Origin of the sequence: Azospirillum sp. B506, assembly GCF_000333595.1 — a bacterium.
Taxonomy (GTDB): Bacteria; Pseudomonadota; Alphaproteobacteria; order Azospirillales; family Azospirillaceae; genus Azospirillum.
Window position 1 is genome coordinate 1 of sequence record NZ_BADK01000148.1, and the last position, 1231, is coordinate 1231.

Annotated in this window: 2 protein-coding genes; both read left to right on the plus strand. The window is 67.7% G+C overall.

What is annotated here, in order from left to right; all coding sequences use genetic code 11:
* A partial coding sequence (gene trbB / locus I71_RS05325) for a P-type conjugative transfer ATPase TrbB (protein WP_042691818.1) occupies positions 1 to 731 on the plus strand: 731 nt, incomplete at its 5' end.
* A gap of 7 nt (positions 732 to 738) precedes the next feature.
* On the plus strand, positions 739 to 1104 hold the full coding sequence (locus I71_RS05330) for a TrbC/VirB2 family protein (RefSeq protein WP_042691821.1): 366 nt from the start codon (positions 739 to 741) through the stop codon (positions 1102 to 1104).
* The last annotated feature ends 127 nt before the right edge of the window (positions 1105 to 1231 follow it).

Below are 1231 nucleotides of genomic sequence, written 5' to 3' on the forward strand. Positions count from 1 at the left end.
CCCGGGACAACCCAATCCTGGAATGCGAGCTGCCCTTTGACGGCTCCCGCTTCGAGGCCCTGATTCCACCGGTCGCCGCCGCTCCCACCTTTGCCATCCGCCGCAAGGCGTCACGCGTCTTCACGCTGGATGAGTACGTCGAGCGCGGCATCATGACCGACCGCCAGCGGGCGGTGCTGGTCGAGGCTGTGGCCGCCCGCCGCAACATCCTCGTGGTCGGTGGCACCGGCACCGGCAAGACGACGCTGACCAACGCCCTCATCAAGGAGATCGAGCGCGCCACCCCGCACCACCGGCTGATCATCATTGAGGATACGGTGGAGCTTCAATGCAGCGCGCCCAACGCGGTACCGCTGCGCGCCACCGAACATGTCACCATGCTGCGCCTTCTCAAGGCCACCATGCGCCTGCGCCCCGACCGTATTCTGGTGGGCGAAACGCGCGGGCCGGAGGCATTGGCGCTGCTGAAAGCCTGGAACACCGGCCACCCCGGCGGAGTCGCCACCGTCCATTCCAACACCAGCGACAGCGCCGGCACCGCCGGCTTGGTCCGGCTGGAAGGCCTGATTGCCGAAGCAACCCCAACGCCGATGCACACGCTGATCGCCGAGGCGGTCAACCTGGTGGTCAACATCGAAAAGACCTCGTCCGGCCCGGGCCGGCGCATCGCCGCCGTTCTCGCCGTCGAGGGTTTCGACGGCAGCAATTACGTCCTGTCACAACTCGGATAAAGACCCCATGCGCAATCCCCTCTTACGCGGTGTCTCAGCCGCCACCCTGACGGCTGCCCTCACGGTGCTGACCGCCGCTGCCAATCCGGCACTCGCTGCCGGCGGTGGCGGTGGCGGTCTTCCTTGGGAAGCACCGCTCCAGACCTTCGTCAACTCGCTGACTGGGCCGGTCGCCTTCGCCATCTCGCTGCTCGGCATCGTCGTCTGCGGCGCCATGCTGATCTGGGGCGGTGAAATCAACGAGTTTGCCCGCCGCTTCGTCATGCTGGTGCTGGTGGTCGCACTCTTGGTCTTCGCCACCAACATCCTGACCCAGCTTTTCGGTGTCGGCGCGGTGATCACCCTCGCCGGCGCCGGGGTGGTGCTGGCGTGACCGGCGGCGGCGCCAGCGGGCTGCGCCGGACGGAGTTCCGCCGGGCGCTGCACCGCGCCAACCTGCTGATGGGCGGGGAGCGCGAGCTGGTGATTTCACCGCTCTGTTGCCGGCGGTCGATCCGACG